At 70.5% G+C, this 18,354-nt stretch carries 19 protein-coding genes; 11 read left to right on the top strand and 8 right to left on the bottom strand.

Annotated features, from left to right (window positions below):
- Positions 1-111: 111 nt before the first annotated feature.
- Positions 112-1,305: an RtcB family protein gene (locus tag ACWIHY_RS17555; protein ID WP_454376521.1), complete on the top strand. Its 1,194-nt coding sequence runs from the start codon at positions 112-114 to the stop codon at positions 1,303-1,305.
- Positions 1,306-1,405: 100 nt separating this feature from the next.
- Here ACWIHY_RS17555 and ACWIHY_RS17550 read toward each other — a convergent pair whose 3' ends face one another.
- The 3 genes from ACWIHY_RS17550 to ACWIHY_RS17540 are packed head-to-tail and all read right to left on the bottom strand — an operon-like array spanning position 1,406 to position 3,276.
- Complete coding sequence (locus ACWIHY_RS17550; RefSeq protein WP_454376520.1) at positions 1,406-2,164, bottom strand: tyrosine-protein phosphatase; 759 nt, start codon at positions 2,162-2,164, stop codon at positions 1,406-1,408.
- Positions 2,161-2,916: an SDR family NAD(P)-dependent oxidoreductase gene (locus tag ACWIHY_RS17545; RefSeq protein ID WP_454376519.1), complete on the bottom strand. Its 756-nt coding sequence runs from the start codon at positions 2,914-2,916 to the stop codon at positions 2,161-2,163. The genes ACWIHY_RS17550 and ACWIHY_RS17545 overlap by 4 nt, the downstream gene beginning before the upstream one ends.
- Before the next feature lie 9 nt (positions 2,917-2,925).
- Complete coding sequence (locus ACWIHY_RS17540) at positions 2,926-3,276, bottom strand: YnfA family protein (RefSeq protein ID WP_454376518.1); 351 nt, start codon at positions 3,274-3,276, stop codon at positions 2,926-2,928.
- 61 nt (positions 3,277-3,337) lie between these two features.
- On the opposite strand from ACWIHY_RS17540, the gene ACWIHY_RS17535 reads away from it, so the two are divergent.
- On the top strand, positions 3,338-3,817 hold the full coding sequence (locus ACWIHY_RS17535) for a hypothetical protein (protein ID WP_454376517.1): 480 nt from the start codon (positions 3,338-3,340) through the stop codon (positions 3,815-3,817).
- Positions 3,818-3,857: 40 nt separating this feature from the next.
- A complete protein-coding gene (locus ACWIHY_RS17530) occupies positions 3,858-4,484 on the top strand; it encodes a TetR/AcrR family transcriptional regulator (protein ID WP_454376516.1) in 627 nt (208 codons plus the stop codon).
- 29 nt (positions 4,485-4,513) lie between these two features.
- Here ACWIHY_RS17530 and ACWIHY_RS17525 read toward each other — a convergent pair whose 3' ends face one another.
- From ACWIHY_RS17525 to ACWIHY_RS17515, 3 genes are all read right to left on the bottom strand, one after another.
- On the bottom strand, positions 4,514-5,263 hold the full coding sequence (locus tag ACWIHY_RS17525; protein ID WP_454376515.1) for a Mut7-C RNAse domain-containing protein: 750 nt from the start codon (positions 5,261-5,263) through the stop codon (positions 4,514-4,516).
- A gap of 84 nt (positions 5,264-5,347) precedes the next feature.
- Positions 5,348-5,596: a hypothetical protein gene (locus tag ACWIHY_RS17520; RefSeq protein WP_454376514.1), complete on the bottom strand. Its 249-nt coding sequence runs from the start codon at positions 5,594-5,596 to the stop codon at positions 5,348-5,350.
- 112 nt (positions 5,597-5,708) lie between these two features.
- The gene (locus tag ACWIHY_RS17515) at positions 5,709-6,305 is read right to left on the bottom strand and encodes a hypothetical protein (RefSeq protein ID WP_454376513.1); all 597 of its coding nucleotides are present in this window, start codon (positions 6,303-6,305) and stop codon (positions 5,709-5,711) included.
- 116 nt (positions 6,306-6,421) lie between these two features.
- On the opposite strand from ACWIHY_RS17515, the gene hemL reads away from it, so the two are divergent.
- The 8 genes from hemL (at position 6,422) to ACWIHY_RS17475 (ending at position 14,706) form a co-directional block, all read left to right on the top strand.
- Positions 6,422-7,738, top strand: coding sequence for a glutamate-1-semialdehyde 2,1-aminomutase (gene hemL / locus ACWIHY_RS17510; RefSeq protein ID WP_454376512.1), 1,317 nt, complete (start codon positions 6,422-6,424; stop codon positions 7,736-7,738).
- Positions 7,735-8,409, top strand: coding sequence for a histidine phosphatase family protein (locus tag ACWIHY_RS17505; protein ID WP_454376511.1), 675 nt, complete (start codon positions 7,735-7,737; stop codon positions 8,407-8,409). Before hemL ends, ACWIHY_RS17505 begins: the two co-directional genes overlap by 4 nt.
- 141 nt (positions 8,410-8,550) lie before the next feature.
- Positions 8,551-9,789: a hypothetical protein gene (locus tag ACWIHY_RS17500; protein ID WP_454376510.1), complete on the top strand. Its 1,239-nt coding sequence runs from the start codon at positions 8,551-8,553 to the stop codon at positions 9,787-9,789.
- 67 nt (positions 9,790-9,856) lie between these two features.
- Positions 9,857-10,480, top strand: coding sequence for a TlpA family protein disulfide reductase (locus tag ACWIHY_RS17495; protein ID WP_454376509.1), 624 nt, complete (start codon positions 9,857-9,859; stop codon positions 10,478-10,480).
- Positions 10,481-10,484: 4 nt separating this feature from the next.
- Complete coding sequence (locus ACWIHY_RS17490; protein WP_454376508.1) at positions 10,485-11,252, top strand: cytochrome c biogenesis CcdA family protein; 768 nt, start codon at positions 10,485-10,487, stop codon at positions 11,250-11,252.
- Between the two features lie 4 nt (positions 11,253-11,256).
- On the top strand, positions 11,257-13,038 hold the full coding sequence (gene resB, locus ACWIHY_RS17485; protein ID WP_454376507.1) for a cytochrome c biogenesis protein ResB: 1,782 nt from the start codon (positions 11,257-11,259) through the stop codon (positions 13,036-13,038).
- Positions 13,035-14,114 (top strand): c-type cytochrome biogenesis protein CcsB, encoded by a 1,080-nt coding sequence (gene ccsB / locus ACWIHY_RS17480; RefSeq protein ID WP_454376506.1) that lies wholly within the window; start codon positions 13,035-13,037, stop codon positions 14,112-14,114. Before resB ends, ccsB begins: the two co-directional genes overlap by 4 nt.
- Positions 14,115-14,175: 61 nt before the next feature.
- Positions 14,176-14,706: an SRPBCC domain-containing protein gene (locus ACWIHY_RS17475; protein WP_454376505.1), complete on the top strand. Its 531-nt coding sequence runs from the start codon at positions 14,176-14,178 to the stop codon at positions 14,704-14,706.
- Here the strand turns inward: ACWIHY_RS17475 and ACWIHY_RS17470 are convergent.
- Complete coding sequence (locus ACWIHY_RS17470) at positions 14,676-16,208, bottom strand: ABC transporter substrate-binding protein (RefSeq protein WP_454376504.1); 1,533 nt, start codon at positions 16,206-16,208, stop codon at positions 14,676-14,678. The two genes, ACWIHY_RS17475 and ACWIHY_RS17470, sit on opposite strands and share 31 nt — an antisense overlap.
- Complete coding sequence (locus tag ACWIHY_RS17465) at positions 16,205-18,226, bottom strand: hypothetical protein (RefSeq protein WP_454376503.1); 2,022 nt, start codon at positions 18,224-18,226, stop codon at positions 16,205-16,207. Before ACWIHY_RS17465 ends, ACWIHY_RS17470 begins: the two co-directional genes overlap by 4 nt.
- Positions 18,227-18,354: the final 128 nt, after the last annotated feature.

Below are 18,354 nucleotides of genomic sequence, written 5' to 3'. Positions count from 1 at the left end.
GGTGGACACAATGTGTATCGCACGCACTGGGCACCTTGCCGGTCCGTTGTCTCTTTCGCGGTGCTTGGTACCAGTTTTGCGTTTTCAGAATTTCGGGGGAGTTGAGGGGTTATGTCGTATGTAGAGGTACCGGGCGCGAAGGTTCCGATCCGGATGTGGGCCGACCCGGCGACGGTCGAGGGCGGCGCGATGCAGCAGCTCCAGAACGTCGCCACCCTGCCCTGGATCAAGGGCCTCGCCGTGATGCCGGACGTCCACTACGGCAAGGGCGCCACCGTCGGCTCGGTGATCGCGATGCACGGGGCGGTGTGCCCGGCGGCGGTCGGGGTGGACATCGGCTGCGGCATGTCGGCGGTGAAGACATCACTCACGGCGAACGACCTTCCGGGTGATCTTTCCCGCCTCCGTACGAAGATCGAGCAGGCGATCCCGGTGGGCCGGGGGATGCATGACAGTCCGGTCGACCCGGGCCGGCTGCACGCGTTCCCGACCGCGGGGTGGGACGGCTTCTGGGGGCGGTTCGACGGGGTGGCCGACGCGGTCAAGTTCCGTCAGGAGCGGGCCACCAAGCAGATGGGAACGCTCGGGTCCGGAAATCACTTCGTTGAGTTTTGTCTTGACTCGACCGGTTCTGTTTGGCTGATGCTGCACTCCGGGTCCCGGAACATCGGCAAGGAGCTGGCGGAGTACCACATCGGCCAGGCCCAGAAGCTTCCGCACAACCAGGGCCTGGTCGACCGCGACCTGGCGGTCTTCATCTCGGACACCCCGCAGATGGCGGCGTACCGGAACGACCTCTTCTGGGCTCAGGAGTACGCGAAGTACAACCGAGCGATCATGATGGGGCTCTACCAGGACGTGGTCCGACGGGAGTTCAAGAAGGCCGGGGTGACCTTCGAACCGGTCATCTCCTGTCACCACAATTACGTCAGCGAAGAGCGCTACGAGGGCTTGGACCTGCTGGTCACCCGCAAGGGTGCGATCCGGGCGGGCTCCGGCGACTTCGGGATCATCCCGGGTTCGATGGGTACGGGCTCCTACATCGTGAAGGGGCTGGGGAACGAGAAGTCGTTCAACTCGGCCTCGCACGGCGCCGGCCGCCGCATGAGCCGCAGCGCGGCGAAGCGGCGCTACTCGGCGCGGGACCTGGAGGAGCAGACGCGGGGTGTGGAGTGCCGCAAGGACTCCGGTGTCGTGGATGAGATCCCGGCGGCGTACAAGCCGATCGAGCAGGTCATCGACCAGCAGCGCGACCTCGTCGAGGTGGTCGCCAAGCTGAAGCAGGTCATCTGCGTCAAGGGCTGAGAACGCCCTGAGCGCGGAGAGCGGAAGGCCCCGGTTGTGGTTGCCGGGGCCTTTTCGCGTGGGCGCCGACGCGGGCCCTGGAAGTGGTTTTCCGCCGCGTTCAGGCGAGGAGCTGGGCGCGCAGGCGTGCGACGAGCTCGTCGGTCGCACCGAGGTGCGCGGCGGCGTAGCCCCGTACCGATCCGTGGGTGGCGGTCAGGTCGGCGAGGAACAGGCGCATGATCTCGGCGGGCGCGCGGCCGTATCCGGGCCACTTCATGACGCGGGTGGGGTTGGCCGCCTGCCAGTCGGCGAGCAGGCGTTGGGTGGCGAGTTCGGTGAGGGCGAAGTCGGCCAGGACGTCGTCCTCGCCGACGCCGACGAGGGTGAGGACGAGCGCGGCCAGCAGGCCGGTGCGGTCCTTGCCCGAGGCGCAGTGGAAGACCAGGGGCCCGGTGTCGGAGGCGATGACCTCGAGGGCCCGGCGGAGTTCTTCCGCGCCGTCGAGGGCGACTTCGGCGTAGCGGTCGGCGAGGTAGCGCCAGGGATCGAGGGCGGGGTCGATCTCGGCCTGGTCGTACGGGCGGTGCTCGATGCTGAGATTGAGGTAGGCGAGGCCGTCGCCTTCCGGTACGCGGCCCTTGGCTGCTATCTCCCAGGGGTAGCGCAGGTCGATGACGGTGCGGATGCCGAGGGCGAGGAAGCGGTCGTGATCCGCGCCATGGAGCTTGGCGAGGGAGTCGGAGCGGTACAGGCGGCCGTGGCGCAGGGTGCGGCCGTCGGTGGTGCGGTAGCCGCCGAGGTCACGGAAGTTGTGCAGGCGCTCGAAGGGAATGTGCCGGTTGCCGTCGTTCGCGCTCGGGGGCGCCGTGGTGGTCACAGCTCGCGGTGGACCTTGGTGTTGGAGGCCTGGGCGCGGGGGCGGACCACCAGGAGGTCGATGTTGACGTGGCTGGGGCGGGTGACCGCCCAGGTGATGGTCTCGGCCACGTCGTCGGCGCTGAGGGGTTCCGCGACGCCGGCGTAGACCTTGGCCGCCTTGTCGGTGTCACCGCGGAAGCGGGTGGTGGCGAACTCCTCGGTCTTGACCATGCCGGGCGCGATCTCGATGACACGGACCGGGGTGCCGACGATCTCCAGGCGGAGGGTCTCGGCGAGGACGTGCGCGCCGTGCTTGGCCGCGACGTAGCCGCCGCCGTTCTCGTACGTGCCGTGGCCGGCGGTGGAGGAGACGACGACGACCGTGCCGTCGCCGCTCGCGGTGAGGGCGGGGAGCAGCGCCTGGGTGAGGTTGAGGGTGCCGATGACATTGGTCTCGTACATCTGGCGCCAGTCGGCGGGGTCGCTGGTGGCGACGGGTTCGGCGCCGAGTGCGCCGCCGGCGTTGTTGACGAGGAGGGCGAGGGTGCGGAAGGCGGTCGCGAACTCGTCGACGGCGGCGCGGTCGGTGACGTCCAGCGCGTACGCCGTCGCCTGGTGGCCCGCGGCGGTGAGCTCGGCCTCCAGTGCCTCGATGCGGTCCTTGCGGCGGGCGGTGAGAACGACGCGGTAGCCGGCGGCGGCCAGTTGGCGGGCGGTGGCGGCACCGATTCCGCTGCTCGCTCCGGTGATGACGGCGATAGGCGTAGACATGGGGACAGGCTAGCGAGAGCGTGGTGCGTACATGATGAGGGCCATCCCCGCGAGGCAGACGAGCGCGCCGATGACGTCCCAGCGGTCGGGGCGGTAGCCGTCGGCGACCATGCCCCAGGCGAGGGAGCCGGCGACGAAGACTCCGCCGTACGCGGCGAGGATGCGGCCGAATTCGCCGTCGGGCTGGAGCGTCGCCACGAAGCCGTACGCGCCGAGGGCGATGACGCCGGCGCCGGTCCACAGGAGGCCGCGGCCCTGGCCGTGGGCTCCGCCGCGTACGCCCTGCCAGACGAGCCAGGCGCCGCCGATCTCGAAGAGGGCGGCGAGGACGAAGAGGGCGGCGGAGCGGGCGACGGTCATGCGTTCAGCGTGTCATGGGGCGAGAGGCGGGACGGGGGGCGGAAATCGGTATGTTCTGGGCATGGTTGCGATGCGGACGTGGATGCGGGTGCGCAGGGTTGCGGTGGCGGGGGCCGCTGTGGCGGTGGTGGCGGGTGCGGGTGGTTTCCGGATCGCCCCGGAGGCGGATGTGGCGTACCGGGGGCACGCCACGCTGGACGGGGGGCGGCTCGGGGTCTGGCTGGAGACGGCGAACCGCGGCCCGTCGGGGCTGCGGGACGCGACGGTGCGGCTGCGCTTCTCGGTGCCGCTGGCCCGTGGGCAGGAGCTGCCGCCGCACTGTCTCTGGGGCGGGGGGCGTGAGGCGCTGTGCCGGACGGGCGGTCTGAGGGTGGGCGGGAGTGGCCGGCAGTTCGCGTTCCATCTGCGGGCTTCGGGGGACCCGTCCGAGGCGGTGGTGCGGATCAGTACGGCGTGGAACGGCGGCGCGACGGATCGCAATCCGCGGAACAACGAGCTCGAGGTGCTGGTCCCGGCGACGGGTGACGGTTACTTCTTCTGAGCCATGACATGTCAACGAATGTTGGCCTACAGTTGTTGGCATGAGTGACGCGCCTGTTCCCGACGCTCCGCCACGCCGACGCTCCGACGCCACGAAGGCGGCGATCCTCGACGCCGCCCGCGAGCGGTTCGCCGCCGACGGGTACGAGCGCGCCACCATCCGCGCCATCGCACGCGACGCCGCGATCGATCCGTCGATGGTGATGCGCTACTACGGCAACAAGGAGGGGCTGTTCGCGGCCGCTTCGGAATTCGACCTGCGCATGGCGGACGTCGGCCTGACGGCCGAGCCGGGCGGCGAGCTGGGCGGCGAGCTGGGCGCGCTGCCGGGCAAGCACGTGGGCGCCGTCCTCGTCGGGCACTTCCTCGACCGCTGGGAGGCGGACGAGGTCCTGACCGCCCTGCTGCGGGTCGGTGTCACCAACGCCGCCGGGGCCGAACGCATGCAGACGATATTCCGGGAGCAGCTCGGCCCGGTCGTCGCCGGCGTGTGCCCGGTTCCCGGAGAGGCACCGATGCGGGCCGCGCTGGTCGCCTCCCAGATACTCGGCATGGCGACGGCGCGGTACGTGCTGCGGCTGCCGCCCGCCGTGGAGATGTCGCGGCAGGACGTGATCGACTGGCTCGGGCCCACCGTTCAGCGGTATCTGACGGCGGAGCGGCCGTAGGGACGGAGCCGCGGCTGGGGGCGGCTGGGTCAGGAGACCTGTCGCTGCGCCTGTGCGTCGCCGTACGTGCGCAGGGCGTCCTCGACGATCGTCTGCAGGCTCGAGTGATGTGCGCCGTTCCAGTAGACGCGCTCGCACGCCGTGCACTGGGCGAAGACGTCGTACGAGCGTTCCGTGCCGTCTTCGAGGAGGCCGCTGACCGACTCCTTCGTGGCGTCCCGGAGATCGCCGTTGCAGGCCACGCAGCGCGTCCAGGGCGCGAGCGCGGGCGCGAACCGGCTCAGCACGTCGTCGAGCTGCTCCTTGGGGCGGTCGCTGTAGACGTACGCACCGGCCCACAATTCGCGGCGCCGCAGCAGCCCCCGGTCCCGGGACAGCAGTACGCGCCGGTCGCGGGCGGAGTAGGCGGCGAGGGCCGGGTCGCCGATGTCCTCGCTGAAGTACGCGGCGTCGACGCCGAGCAGCCGCAGCCGCCGCGCGAGCGTGCCCAGGTGCACGTCGAGGAGGAAGCGCAACGGCGCCCCCGGCACCTGCTGCGGCCGCTGCACCGCGCGCACTTCGACGCTCTCGCCCGCTGCCGGGATGTGAGACACCGGGACCTCGCGGCCGTCGACGAGCAGGAGTCCCGCCTCGGTGAGCGGGATGCCGAGCGACTCGACGACATGGCCCAGCGTCGAGGCTCCGTCCGTGGTCAGAGCCGTACGCCCGCCACGCCGCTCCGACGCCACGAACAGGTGCAGTTCGGGGGCGACGCTGAGGTGGATCTCCGGTCCGTTCACGCCGCCAGCATGCCATTGGGGCGTACGCCGTATCCAGGGCTTTCCCGCCCATGGGCGCCGGTGGGCGGTCCCGGCGTCACGGCGTCATGGGTGCGATTTCGCCCGGGGGTCGGACGCAGGGGCGGTGCGGTAGAGCTCCTCCAGCTCCGCCCAGGACTCCCTGATGATGCCCTCGGTGACCGCCATCAGGTCGAGTTCCGCGAGCCGGGCGGCGCTCTGCGAGTACGGCGGCGGGGCCGGGTGCATCCGCCGCCACCAGCAGGAACACGCGGCGTAGATGCCACTGGCGCACAACAGGGCGGGTGGGGCCAGGGCCGTCAGAATGTCGCCCATGGCGGGCCTCCTTCAGCGTCGATGCTCGATGCATCGGCACGCCGGGGCGCATTCTGAAGATCATCTGCCGGACAGGGCAGGACCGACCTTTGATCGAGGGCTCACCCCCGGGTCAGGGCCAGACCAGGCAGTACGGCTGGTGGCCCGCCTCGTGCAGGCGGTGACTGAAGTCCTGCCACTCGTGCAGCAGCTGGTAGACGTTGAACGCGTCGCGCGGCCCGCCCCGGTCCGGAACCGTCGACCAGATGAAGGCCGCCGCGCCCACCGACTCCTCGCCGATGCCGCGCAGCGGGTCGACGACCGTCATGGGAAGTTTGACGACCGCGTAGTCGGGGTGGAGCACGACCAGTTCGAGCGGCGGGACCTTGTGCAGAGGTATGCCCTCGATACCGGTCAGCACCATCGCGGCCACCGTCTCCGGCTTGATCTTCGTGAACATGCCGCCCATGCCGAGCTCGTCGCCGCCCAGCTCCTCCGGGCGCATCGAGATGGGCACGCGGGCCGCAGTGGCTCCGTTCGGAGCGCCGAAGTACTTGTAGGTCACCCCCACCCGGCCACTCCTGTTTCCCGTGTCCGCGCTCGTCTTCGCCTCGCGCTTGTCCGCCCTCGCCCCGCGTCCCCGCTCGCGCTCACGCCGATGCCGGCCGCCCTGGGCCCGCTCGGGACCCAGGTCGTCGGTCCCCTCGCCCACTCCGCCACCGCGATGCATATCTCCACCCGACCACTCGCGGCCACAGCCGCGCAACCCGATCATCGTGTCAGTGACCTCCCCCACGCCCGTGCGGCGAAACACCAGTCCGCAAGTCCGTCGGAGCCTCTGACACCATGGCTTGTGTGAGCTTCCCCTATGACGCCCCAGTTTCGCAGACGCTTTTCGACCGCGCGTCCCTCGTGACGCCCGGCGGCGTGAACTCTCCGGTCCGCGCATTCCGCGCCGTGGGCGGTACGCCCCGGTTCATGGTGTCCGGTTCCGGTCCGTACCTCACCGATGCCGACGGCCGTGAGTACGTCGACCTCGTGTGCTCGTGGGGGCCGATGATCCTCGGCCACTCCCACCCCGAGGTCATCGCCGCAGTTCAGGAGGCCGTCGCCCGCGGCACCTCCTTCGGTACGCCCGGTGAGGGCGAGGTCGCGCTCGCCGAGGAGATCGTCGCCAGGATCACGCCGGTCGAGCAGGTGAGGCTGGTCTCCAGCGGCACCGAGGCCACCATGTCGGCCATCCGCCTCGCCCGCGGCTTCACCGGCCGCGCCAAGGTCGTGAAGTTCGCCGGCTGCTACCACGGCCACGTCGACGCGCTCCTCGCCGCCGCCGGATCGGGCCTCGCGACGTTCGCGCTGCCGGACACGCCCGGCGTGACGGGCGCGCAGGCCGGCGACACGATCGTCCTGCCGTACAACGATCTCGACGCCGTGCGGGCCGCCTTCGCCGCGCACCCGGGCGAGATCGCCTGCGTCATCACCGAGGCGTCGCCCGGCAACATGGGCGTCGTCCCGCCGGCCGACGGCTTCAACGCCGGGCTCAAGGCCCTGTGCCAGGCCGACGGCGCGCTCTACATCTCCGACGAGGTCATGACCGGCTTCCGTACGTCGAAGGCCGGCTGGTACGGCGTCGACGGTGTGGCGCCCGACCTCATGACCTTCGGCAAGGTCATGGGCGGCGGCTTCCCGGCCGCGGCCTTCGGCGGCCGTCAGGACGTCATGGCGCACCTCGCGCCGGCCGGCCCCGTTTACCAGGCGGGCACCCTCTCGGGGAACCCGGTCGCGACCGCCGCCGGTCTGGCGCAGCTGCGGCTGCTCGACGACGCGGCGTACGCGATGGTCGACGCGGTGTCGACGGAGATCCAGGAGCTGGTCACGGCGGCGCTCACCAAGGAAGGTGTCGCGCACCGCCTCCAGACGGCCAGCAACATGTTCTCCGTGTTCTTCACGGCCGACGAAGTGCGCAACTACGACGACGCGCGGAAGCAGGAAGCTTTCCGCTTCAACGCCTTCTTCCACTCGATGCTGGCGGACGGCGTGTACCTGCCGCCGTCCGCCTTCGAGTCCTGGTTCGTGTCGACCGCCCACGACGCACGGGCCGTCGAGCGCATCGCCGCCGCGCTGCCCGCCGCCGCCCGTGCCGCAGCGGAGGCCACCGCATGAGCGAGACCACCGTCGTCCACGTGGTGCGGCACGGCGAAGTGCACAATCCGGACGGGGTGCTGTACGGGCGCCGGTCCGGATACCACCTCTCCGAGCTCGGCCGGCAGATGGCCGACCGGGTCGCCGAGCACCTCGCGGGTCGCGACATCACCCACGTCGTCTCCTCGCCGCTGGAGCGCGCCCAGGAGACCGCGACGCCGATCGCCAAGGCGCAGGGGCTGGACCTGGCCACCGACGAGCGGCTGATCGAGGCGGGCAACGTCTTCGAGGGCAAGACCTTCGGGGTCGGGGACGGCGCGCTGCGCAGGCCCGCGAACTGGAAGCACCTGACGAATCCGTTCCAGCCGTCGTGGGGTGAGCCGTACATCGAGCAGGTCGTACGGATGATGGGCGCCCTGACCGCCGCGCGCGACGCGGCGCGCGGGCACGAGGCGGTCGCCGTCAGCCATCAGCTGCCGATCTGGACGCTGCGCAGCTTCGTGGAGCGGCGCCGGCTGTGGCACGACCCGCGCAAGCGGCAGTGCACGCTCGCTTCGCTCACCTCCTTCACCTTCGAGGGCGACAAGATCGTGTCCGTCGGCTACAGCGAGCCGGCCCGCGATCTCGTACCGGCGCATCTGCTGGGCGGTGCCAAGCCGGTGAAGGGCCGCGCGAAGGCATTCGGCGCCTAGTCCCCATTTCGTTTCGGCCACCACTGGCAGAAATGCTCCGGTTGCCGGAACCCGTGTCCACACCACCGCCTCTTACCTGTTGTCCGTTTGTATGACCGGCGGACGCCAACGGGGAAGACAAGCGCGGATGGGGCGACGGTTATGCGGGACATGAGTCGAAGGGGTCTGCTCGGACTGGGACTCGGAGCAGCGGCCGCGGTCGGCATAGCCGGCTGCGGCCCCTCAGGTCCGACGGAGCCGGGTGCGGGCGGCGGCGGCAAGGGCGGCGGTACGCCGTCGCCCAGCAAGACGGGTGACGACGTACGGCTGATCGGCGACGGCTCGACGGCCGACACCGGCAAGCAGCCCAACCAGCCCGACAAGCCCGTCCCGCTCCAGCCCGGCGAGACCCCGCCGCAGTTCGTGATCTTCTCCTGGGACGGGGCGGGTGAGGTCGGCAACGGCCTGTTCCCGCGCTTCCTCAAGCTCGCCGAGGACCACGACGCGGCGATGACCTTCTTCCTCTCCGGGCTCTACCTCCTCCCCGAGTCGAAGAAGAGCCTCTACAAGCCGCCGAACAACCCCGTCGGCGCCTCCGACATCGGCTACCTCACCGACGGCCACATCAAGGACACGCTCAAGTACGTCCGCCAGGCCTGGCTCGAGGGCCACGAGATAGGCACCCACTTCAACGGCCACTTCTGCGCCGGCTCCGGCACCGTCGGCAACTGGACACCCGCCCAGTGGGAGAACGAGACGGCCCAGGCCAAGTCCTTCGTCACCGAGTGGAAGACCAACAGCGGCTGGACCGACCTCGATCCGCTGCCCTTCGACTACGAGAAGGAACTCGTCGGCGGCCGCACCCCCTGCCTCCTCGGCCAGGACAACCTGCTGCCGACGGCGAAGAAGCTCGGCTGGCGCTACGACGCCAGCTCACCCGGCGGCCGCCAGATGTGGCCGGTCAAGCGCAAGGGGCTGTGGGACCTGCCGCTCCAGGCCATGCCGTTCCCGGGCCATTCCTTCGAGGTGCTGTCGATGGACTACAACATCCTCGCCAACCAGTCTAAGAATTCCACCCAGGGCGTGCCGTCGCGCTACCCCGGCTGGAAGAAGCAGGCCACCGAGGCCTATCTCTCCGGTTTCCGGCGGGCCTACGAAGGCAATCGCGCGCCCTTCTTCATAGGCAACCACTTCGAGCAGTGGAACGGCGGAATCTACATGGACGCCGTCGAGGACGCGCTCAAGGGCATGGCGGGCAAGAAGGACGTACGCCTGGTCTCCTTCCGGCAGTTCTGCGACTGGCTCGACGTGCAGGACCCGAAGCTGCTCGCCAAGCTGCGTTCCCTCGAAGTCGGACAGTCCCCGGCAGGCGGCTGGAAGACTTTCCTTAAGGCGTCTTGACAAGGGGCTTTACGGGCACCATGGGGGGCGCGGAAGATCCCTGGAACGCTCATGCGAAACTTTTCACATGAGCCTTAGCCGCGTCCCCCGCCGCCGCTCGAACCGCACCTGCCGCGCCGCGTCGGCGGCCGCTGTCGCGGTGGCAGGCGCACTGACCCTTGCCGCGTGCGGCGGCGACGGTGCCACGTCCTCGGGGTCGAGCGGCGCCAAGTTCGTGACCGGCAGCGGCGGCATCTCCACGGTCGCCAAGGGCGAGCGCCAGGACGCCCCGAAGCTCGACGGGGAGACCCTCGAGGGCGAGAAGCTCGACATCGACGACTTCAAGGGCAAGGTCGTTGTCCTGAACGTCTGGGGTTCGTGGTGTTCGCCCTGCCGGGCCGAGGCGCCGAATTTCGCGAAGGTCGCCGAGGAGACGAAGGACAAGGGAGTCGAGTTCGTCGGGATCAACACCCGCGACGACTCCAAGGGGCCCGCGGTCAAGTTCGAAGAGGAGTGGGGCATCACCTATCCCAGCTTCTACGACCCGATCGGCAAGCTGGTTCTCCGCTTTCCCAAGGGCAGCCTGAATCCGCAGGCCATTCCGTCGACGATTGTGATCGACCGCGAGGGCAAGATCGCGGCCCGCTCGCTGATGGCCCTCAATGAGAAGAAGCTGCACCAGATGATCGACCCGTTGATCGCGGAGAAGTGACCCAGTGAGCTTTCTCGCCGCCGCGATCACTGATCCGAACCCGACGGTTCTGAGCGGTGCCCTGATACTCGCGCTGCCGATCGCCGTCGCCGCCGGTCTCGTCTCGTTCTTCTCGCCGTGCGTGCTGCCGCTCGTACCGGGCTATCTGTCGTACGTCACCGGAATCAGCGGCACCGACCTGGCGGAGGCGAAGCGCGGCCGGATGGTCGGTGGCGCGACGCTCTTCGTGCTCGGCTTCACCGCCGTCTTCGTCTCGACCGGGGCGCTCTTCGGTTACTTCGGTTCGACGCTCCAGGAGCACCAGGAGACGCTCTCCCTGGTGCTCGGCGGGCTGATGATCCTCATGGGTGTCTTCTTCATGGGGCTGATGCCCTGGATCACCCAGCGCGAGTTCCGCTTCCACAAGCGGCCGTCGGCCGGCCTGGCGGGCGCGCCCCTGCTGGGCGCGCTCTTCGGCATCGGCTGGGCGCCGTGCACCGGTCCGACGCTCGGCGCGGTGCAGTCCCTGGCGATGAGCGAGGGGAGCGCGGGCCGCGGGGCGATACTGACCGTCGCGTACTGCCTCGGCCTCGGCGTGCCCTTCGTGCTCGCAGCGATGGCCTTCCGGCGGGCGCTCGGTGCGTTCGCCTGGGTCAAGAAGCACTACGTCTGGGTGATGCGCATCGGCGGCGTGATGATGATCGTGACAGGCCTGCTGCTGGTCACAGGGGTGTGGAACGGCATCGTCCAGGACATGCAGGGCTGGACCCAAGGCTTCACGGTGGGGATCTGAGTTCATGAGCAAGACCGAGACGACGGACGAGGCGACCACCGCCGCAGAGGAGCGGGAACTCGGCGAAGCCGGCGCCCAGCTCTCCACCGCCCCCCAGGAGCGGGCCGTCCCCGGCTCCTTCGGCGGTGTGATGCGGCCCGGCGCGGCCGGCCGCCTCGCCTGGGCGTGGCGGGAGACGACCGGCTGGGTGCGCTGGTTCTGGCGGCAGCTGACGTCGATGAGGGTCGCGCTCATCCTCCTCTTCCTCCTCTCCCTGGGCGCGATCCCCGGATCGCTCATCCCGCAGACCGGCGTCGACGAGACGAAGGTCGAGGAGTTCAGGGCCGCCCACGAGACGCTCGCGCCGCTCTACGACGATCTCGGGCTCTTCGACGTCTACAGCTCGGTGTGGTTCTCCGCGATCTACATCCTTCTCTTCGTCTCGCTCATCGGCTGCATCGTGCCCCGCACCTGGCAGTTCGTCGGCCAGCTCCGCAGCCGCCCGCCGGGCGCGCCCGGCCGCCTGACGCGACTTCCGGCGTACACGACCTGGCGTACGGAGACGGAGCCCGAGCAGGTCCGTGAGGCCGCGCTGGCGATGCTGCGGCAGCGCCGCTTCCGGGCGCACACCCCCAAGCTCTCGGCTTCGCTCGAGCGCGGAGTGACCCCCTCCGGGGACGCGGTCGCCGCCGAGAAGGGCTACCTGCGCGAGGCCGGAAACCTCATCTTCCACATCGCGCTCATCGTGATGCTGGTGTCGTTCGCCACCGGGCAGCTCTTCAAGTCCGAGGGCGGCAAGCTGGTCGTCGAGGGCGGCGGCTTCGCGAACACCCTCACGCAGTACGACGACTTCAAGTCCGGATCGCTCTTCGACCGGGACCACGACCTGGCGCCGTTCAGCTTCAAGCTGGACAAGTTCGTCGGGACGTACGAGCGCACCGGCCCTCAGCGCGGCACCCCCCGCACGTACGAGGCCCATGTGACGTACGCCGAGGGGGCGGACGGCGCCGAGAAGAAGACCACGATCGAGGTGAACAAGCCGCTCGAGGCCGACGGCTCGAAGGTCTACCTCATCGGCCACGGGTACGCCCCGGTCGTCACCGTCAAGGACGGCAAGGGCAGGACGGTCTACTCGGGCGCCGTGCCGCTGCTGCCGATGGACTCCAACGTCACCTCCTCCGGCGCGATCAAGGTGATGGACGGCTACCGCGACAAGGCCGGCAAGAAGGAGCAGCTGGGCTTCCAGGCGTTCTTCGTGCCGACGTTCGCGGGTGCCGGCAAGGGCACGATGCTCTCCCAGTACCCGGGTCTCGACTTCCCCGTCCTCGCGCTCAACGCGTTCCACGGCAGCCTCGGTGTGGACGCGGGCCTGCCGCAGAACGTGTACCAGCTCGACAAGCGCAAGATGAAGGCGTTCAAGGACGCGCAGGGCGCCGACCTCAAGCAGCGGCTGCTGCCGGGCGAGACCATGAAGCTGCCGGACGGCGCGGGCTCCATCACGTTCGAGAAGGACGTGAAGGAGTGGGCGACCTTCCAGATCTCGCAGCAGCCCGGCAACGTGCCCGCGCTCGTGGGCGCCGTCGCGGCCATCGCGGGGCTCGCCGGATCGCTGTTCATCCAGCGCCGCCGGATCTGGGTCCGGGCGGTACGGGGCAAGGACGGCGTCACCGTCGTCGAGATGGCCGGACTCGGCCGCAGTGAGTCCTCGAAGCTCCCCGAGGAACTGGCCGACCTGGCCGCAACGCTCAATTCACAGGCGCCGACGGCACCTGATCCCGCTGAACCTGTCGAAGGAGTCCGCGCGTGAATCTCGCGGCCGAGACCAACGAGAACCTCGCCAACATCAGCAATGTGCTGATCTATTCGTCGATGGCCGTCTACACGCTGGCCTTCCTCGCGCACATCGCCGAGTGGGTCTTCGGCAGCCGCAGCAAGGTCGGCCGCACGGCCGCCGCGCTGACGGCGCAGGGCGCGACCGCGGCGGCTCCCGCGGTGGCGGTCCGCTCCGAGGGCTCCACGACGGTCCTCGACAAGCCCAAGGTCGTCACCCGCTCCGCGGCCGGTACCCGCGATGTGCCGGACGGTCCCGGCGCGGCGGGCGGCACGGAGAAGGGCGACCTCTACGGACGGGTCGCCGTCTCCCTGACGGCGCTCGCCTTCCTCGTGGAGGCGGGCGGCGTGGTGGCCCGCGCCCTGTCGGTGCAGCGCGCGCCGTGGGGCAACATGTACGAGTTCTCGATCACCTTTTCCACGGTGGTCGTCGGCGTGTACCTCGCGATCCTGGCCGCCAAGAAGGACGTCCGCTGGGTCGGCCTCCCGCTGGTCACCACGGTCCTCCTCGACCTGGGCATCGCCACCAAGTGGCTCTACACCGACAGCGACCAGCTCGTCCCGGCCCTCGATTCGTACTGGCTGTGGATCCACGTCTCGACCGCGATCTTCTGCGGCGCGGTGTTCTACCTCGGCGCGGTCGGCACGCTGCTCTACCTCTTCCGCGACGCGTACGAGGCGAAGCTCGCGAACGGCGGCAAGCCGGGCGCCTTCGCGACCTCCGTCCTGGAGCGCCTCCCGGCGGCCGCCTCGCTCGACAAGTTCGCGTACCGCGTGAACGCCGCCGTCTTCCCGCTGTGGACGTTCACGATCATCGCGGGCGCGATCTGGGCCGGCGACGCGTGGGGGCGCTACTGGGGCTGGGACCCCAAGGAGGTCTGGTCGTTCATCACCTGGGTCGCGTACGCCTGCTACCTGCACGCACGCGCGACGGCGGGCTGGAAGGGCCGCAAGGCCGCCTACCTGGCGCTCTTCGCGTTCGGCTGCTGGCTGTGGAACTACTACGGCGTGAACATCTTCCTGAGCGGCAAGCACTCGTACGCCGGCGTCTGACGGTCCCGTACGCCCCGCCCCAGCGGGTGCGAAAGCCCGGGCACGGGGTGACGCTGGACGCATGGCGGATGTGATCGGTCCCGGCACCATCGAGTACCGCGCACACACGGACGTCCTGCGGTTCACGCTGAACCTCGCGCGCCCCGTGCACCTGGTCTGGCCGGTCGTCGCCACCCCTGCCGGCCTGCGGGGGTGGCTCGCGGCCGCCGAGCCGCTGGAGCCGCGCCTGGGCGGGGCGGTCACCCTGCGGTGGCTGAACACCGACGACAGCGGCGGGAGCACGGTCGCCGAGGGCACGGTCACCGCCTGGGACCTTGAGCACGTGGCCGAGTACACCGTCGCCGGGCACGGACGCATCCGGTTCCACGTGGCGCCGGCCGGGGCGACGAACGGCACGGTGCTGCGCTTCACCAATGAGGTGACGACCGCCGGCGAGCCGGACCGGCTGAGCCGCCTGGCGGGCTGGCACCAGCACCTCGAACACCTCGCCGAGGCGCTCGAAGGCCGCCCGCAGGACTGGTCGTCCTTCACCCCGGACCGCTACCGGGAGCTGTACGCCGCCTACGAGGCGCCCGGCGGCAGGCAGTCCTGAGCCGGCGCCTTCTCCTCGGGCCAGGCGATCTCCACGAACCGCTGGCTGCCGTCCCTGGCGAGCTCCACGATCGGCACCGCCTTGTTGTACGGGTTCCCGTGGTTGTCCAGGCAGATCCAGCCGCTCGCGCCCTCGACCTTCAGTGGTCCCTTCAGCTGCGGCCACTGGGTGACGACGTCGCGGATCGCCGGCAGCTTCTCCACGGTCGCCTCCCGGATGCCCCGCACGGCCGTGGCCATGGCGTCGTAGGCGATGATCGCCTGCCCGTCCGTCAGCGACGTCCTGCCGATGGGCCCGATGTCCGGGTCGGCGGCCTTCTCGAGCAGGTCCGTGAAGACCTTGTACGCCGCCGGGGACCCGCCCGTCCTGGGGGCCCCGGGCTGCTTCCACGCGTCGGGGTGTGCGAGCGAGGCGTAACGGACGCCGACCTTGTTGGCCAGGGCCTTCTTGTCGAGCCGGGCGTCCGCGCCGAGGTAGGACCCCTCGTCGCCGGTCAGGACGGTGAACTTCCGGTGCTGGCACGGGCGCTGTCCCAGGGCGTTCACGAACTGCCGCAGCTGGGTGTGGCGCCCGGCGAAGAAGACGGTGTCCGCGTCCCGGGTGCCGCAGAGCAGCAGCGCGATCTGCCGGAAGGTGTTGGCGGTGGTGCCTTCGTCCGTGGGGTCGGGCGGGGAGGTGAACAGCTGCGGCTCGTAGGGGGCGTCGTCGAGCAGATCGGCGAACGCCTGCCTGAGGGTGGCGGTGTAGTGGTCGCGTGGCCGGGTGTCCTGGACCAGTACGGCCTTCTCGGCCTCGACCTTGCCGAACTGGGCGATGGCACGGGCCTCGTCGCCGTTGGTGGGCGAGACCCGGGCGAGACCGGGGTAAGGGTCCCCGTCGGGCCCGTTGGCTATGTCGTCGGCCGTGATGGTGGTCCCGATCACCGGGATGCCGGCGGCGGTCAGTTCCTTCACGGCGGCCTTGGTCTCGGCGCTGCTGGTGGCGACGCCGGAGACGGCCCGCAGGTTGTCGGGCCCGTCCACCAGCTCCTTGAGCCGCCCCACCGTCGTGCGCCAGTGCTGGTTGCCCTTGCCGGTGTTGGCGAGGACGAGCCGGATCTTGGGCACCTGCTCGTTGGAGTCGTGATTGGCCGCGTACTGCTGAAGGAAGGCGCCCTGCAGCTCGTGCAGGACCTTGGTGCGCATGCCGCTGTCCGTCGAGGTGAGAGGCAGCATCACGGCCACGGTCGCGTACTCGCCCGCCTTCAGCCCCTGGTTCTCCTTCCTGATCGCGGCGACGACCTCCTTCAGCGCCGGCACCTCGAAGGCGTAACCGTCTCCCGACACCCCCACGCACTCCGCGCCCTCCTCGGGCCGGGAGACGCCCTCGGCGCAGGACAGATCCGGATGGGCGATGCGGTAGCCGGCGTACGAGAGACCGGCGACCACCGCGAGCACCAGCAGCACCGTCATCCCCTTGCGCAGGGGCGTGAACCAGAAGACCCGTCTCCACCAGTCGGTCATGACCCGCTCCCGCCCGCGCCGGCCGGCAGGCGCCACTCGCGCACGGCCTGCGGCCAGGCGCGGGACGCCTGCCAGAGGACTTCGTTGCCGGAACTGTGCAGCTCCGAAAGAATCCCGAGCTCGTACCCCATCTTCTCGGTCACCTCGTCGTCCGGAAGGGCCAGCGGATCGGTCAGCTGCCACACCGCGAACAGCAGTCGGCGGATGCGCAGATGGAGCGTGGTGTCCGCACCGGGCGGCGGTGCCGACGCGTCGGCCCGGCCCAGGGCCACGGGCCGGCGTACGTCCGGATCGTCGAAATGCGGTGCCGACGCGATGAAGCGCAGTTCGTCCAGCCAGACGCGGGCGTCGCTGGCCGGGAAGGTCTCCCGCAGGTACGTCACCGCGCCCTCCGTCGCCCCCAGCGCCAGCTCGTGGTGGAGCCGTCGCGGAACGTCCCGGTCTCCGTAGTGGTCGCGCAGGGTCTGGTGCACGGCCCGCCACCGGCCGGAGTCACGGTCGCCGTACCGCAGGCGGTGCAGCAGCAGCGTGCGCAGGAAGGGGTCGCCCACGAAGTGCCCGGGGGCCGACGCCCAGTGCTCGTCGGTGAGCAGCGTCCGCACGTCCCGTACGGCGGCGAGTCCCGTACGCCCCTCCTCGCCCGGCAGCCGGGAGGCCGCCAGCGCTTCCGCCGACGGCACGTCGTGCGCGGGCGCCAGCACGGTGAGCCAGTCGAGCCGCGCCGGCGGCACCAGCCGTGCCAGCAGTTCGGCGGCCACTTCCTGGCCCTCCCGGTCCTCGCGGAGGGTGACGGGCGCGGCGAGCAGCGAGGCCGGAGTGAACCGCTCCGGGTCCACGTCCTGTCCGGCGGCCCGCGCCAGCAGGTCCACGCCCACGGGTCGCCCGCCCGTCAGCCGGTGCACGGCGCGGGCCAGTTGGGGGCGGGTGCGCTGGCGGGGGTCGGTCAGGTCGAAGAACTGGCGGACGTGTTCGGGTTCGAGCGGGGTCAGCTCCACGGCGACGGCACCGGAGGCGATCTCGCGGCCGCGCCGCCAGCCCAGCTCGTGCCGGACCTCCGGCAGGGTCCGGCGTACGGCGTGACGCAGGGCGGGGTGGTCGTGGCCGCGCAGGGCCGCGACGAGCACCACATGGTCGCGCTTGCCCTCGGCGCGGTCGCGGAGCACGGGCTCGACCAGCCGGCGGCCGAGCGGTGCCTGCGCGTTGTCGATCAGGACGACGGGGCGGCCCACCCGGCGCAGGCGGCCCATGCCCTGGTAGGCGGCGTCCAGATCGGCCCGCAGCGCCCCCACGAGGTGGCGCTCGGCGCGTACCCGGTGCTCATTGCCGCGCCGGAAGTGCAGCGCCAGCAGAGTCAGGCCGCGCTTGGCCTTGCCGCCCGCGCCCGGGTAGTTCCCGTACCAGTCGGCTGAGGCGCGCTGGCCCCGGTTGAACAGGTCCTCCAGGAGGGACTCCACCGTGGTCTCCACGACCACGTCCAGGCCCGGGCCCACCCCGGAGGCCATCGCGGCGAATTTCGCCACGACCTTGGTCAGCCAGCTGCGGGTCTGGTTGCGCCAGCGGGAACCGGGCTCGACGAGGAGCCCGAGGCGGAGGCCCTCGGCGAGGATGTTCTCGTCGTCGTGCGGCTGCCAGCCGAGACTCGCGACGGCCAGCAGGCCGGCGGCGAGCCGGGGGAACTCCACGGCCCCGGCGCCGTGCACGGCCGGGGCGAGCTGCTCGCCCAGCTCGGCGAGGGCCTCGGTGACGGGCGACCAGGACAGCGCGTGGGCGGCGGGCCGCTCGGTGAACTCCGCTCGTTCGCAGTCGATCAGCGCGATGGGTGTGCGCTGGCGGTATCCGCTGTGCAGCCGCTTGAGTACGGCCGTCTTGCCCATCCCGCGCCCGCCGGTGAGGACCACGGCGGGCAGGTCGTCGCGGTGCTCGAAGGGCACTTTCTGGAAGCCGCGGGGTGGCAGACCGACGAGCCGTGGAGCGAGACCGTCGAGGACTGCCTCGCGGCCGAACAGCTCTCTGTCCACAGTGCCCCCCGCACCAGCAACATGTGTCGCTACGTCAACTCCAGCTTACTTACCGTAAGTTGAGGTGTGCATGGGTTTTCGAACTCCCGTGTCGGTTTGTTTTCGGCCGGGGTGGGGCCTCGACGGGA

It is taken from the genome of Streptomyces sp. NPDC055287 (assembly GCF_053646035.1).
This window is presented reverse-complemented; position numbering and strand designations above follow the sequence as displayed.

Bases quoted from the DNA above. Each gene is read 5' to 3' on its own strand.
- ACWIHY_RS17520 (WP_454376514.1), bottom strand. From the start codon at position 5,596: ATGGGCGACATTCTGACGGCCCTGGCCCCACCCGCCCTGTTGTGCGCC.
- ACWIHY_RS17470 (WP_454376504.1), bottom strand. From the start codon at position 16,208: ATGACCGACTGGTGGAGACGGGTCTTCTGGTTCACGCCCCTGCGCAAG.
- resB (WP_454376507.1), top strand. From the start codon at position 11,257: ATGAGCAAGACCGAGACGACGGACGAGGCGACCACCGCCGCAGAGGAG.
- ACWIHY_RS17535 (WP_454376517.1), top strand. From the start codon at position 3,338: ATGGTTGCGATGCGGACGTGGATGCGGGTGCGCAGGGTTGCGGTGGCG.
- ACWIHY_RS17475 (WP_454376505.1), top strand. From the start codon at position 14,176: ATGGCGGATGTGATCGGTCCCGGCACCATCGAGTACCGCGCACACACG.
- ACWIHY_RS17505 (WP_454376511.1), top strand. From the start codon at position 7,735: ATGAGCGAGACCACCGTCGTCCACGTGGTGCGGCACGGCGAAGTGCAC.
- ACWIHY_RS17555 (WP_454376521.1), top strand. From the start codon at position 112: ATGTCGTATGTAGAGGTACCGGGCGCGAAGGTTCCGATCCGGATGTGG.
- ACWIHY_RS17500 (WP_454376510.1), top strand. From the start codon at position 8,551: ATGCGGGACATGAGTCGAAGGGGTCTGCTCGGACTGGGACTCGGAGCA.
- ACWIHY_RS17540 (WP_454376518.1), bottom strand. From the start codon at position 3,276: ATGACCGTCGCCCGCTCCGCCGCCCTCTTCGTCCTCGCCGCCCTCTTC.
- ACWIHY_RS17530 (WP_454376516.1), top strand. From the start codon at position 3,858: ATGAGTGACGCGCCTGTTCCCGACGCTCCGCCACGCCGACGCTCCGAC.
- ACWIHY_RS17545 (WP_454376519.1), bottom strand. From the start codon at position 2,916: ATGTCTACGCCTATCGCCGTCATCACCGGAGCGAGCAGCGGAATCGGT.
- ACWIHY_RS17515 (WP_454376513.1), bottom strand. From the start codon at position 6,305: ATGCATCGCGGTGGCGGAGTGGGCGAGGGGACCGACGACCTGGGTCCC.
- hemL (WP_454376512.1), top strand. From the start codon at position 6,422: ATGGCTTGTGTGAGCTTCCCCTATGACGCCCCAGTTTCGCAGACGCTT.
- ACWIHY_RS17495 (WP_454376509.1), top strand. From the start codon at position 9,857: ATGAGCCTTAGCCGCGTCCCCCGCCGCCGCTCGAACCGCACCTGCCGC.